We start from the raw sequence: 797 nt of genomic DNA, 5'->3' as shown, positions 1-797 counted from the left end.
ACGACGCCGGCGCCGACGGTACGACCGCCTTCACGGATGGCGAAGCGCAGACCGTCTTCCATTGCGATGGTCTTGATCAGGGTGACAGTCATCTGGATGTTGTCACCTGGCATTACCATCTCAACGCCTTCCGGCAGTTCGCAGTTACCGGTCACGTCAGTGGTACGGAAGTAGAACTGAGGACGGTAGCCTTTGAAGAACGGAGTGTGACGGCCGCCTTCTTCCTTCGACAGGACGTAGACTTCTGCGGTGAACTTGGTGTGCGGCTTGACCGAACCTGGCTTGACCAGAACCTGGCCACGCTCAACGTCGTCACGCTTGGTACCACGCAGCAGAACGCCGCAGTTCTCGCCAGCACGACCTTCGTCCAACAGCTTGCGGAACATCTCAACACCGGTGCAGGTGGTGGTGGTGGTGTCACGCAGACCAACGATTTCCAGCGGATCTTGAACGCGGACGATACCACGCTCGATACGGCCGGTAACAACGGTACCACGACCCGAGATCGAGAATACGTCTTCGATCGGCATCAGGAACGGCTGGTCGATGGCACGAACTGGCTCAGGGATGTAGGCATCCAGAGTTTCAACCAGCTTCTTGACAGCGCTGGTACCCATTTCATTGTCGTCTTTGCCTTCCAGCGCCATACGAGCCGAACCGATGATGATCGGGGTGTCGTCGCCTGGGAAGTCGTAGGTGGACAGCAGGTCGCGAACTTCCATCTCGACCAGTTCCAGCAGCTCAGCGTCGTCTACCAGGTCAGCCTTGTTCAGGAAGACCACGATGTACGGAACGCC

At 58.0% G+C, this 797-nt stretch carries 1 protein-coding gene; it reads right to left on the bottom strand.

Annotated elements, in window-relative coordinates; all coding sequences use genetic code 11:
• The coding region (locus AC25M7_RS25440; RefSeq protein ID WP_236181045.1) for an elongation factor Tu at positions 1-797 on the bottom strand (797 nt) is incomplete at both ends.

Source organism: Pseudomonas sp. P106(2024), from assembly GCF_057480815.1.
This window is presented reverse-complemented; position numbering and strand designations above follow the sequence as displayed.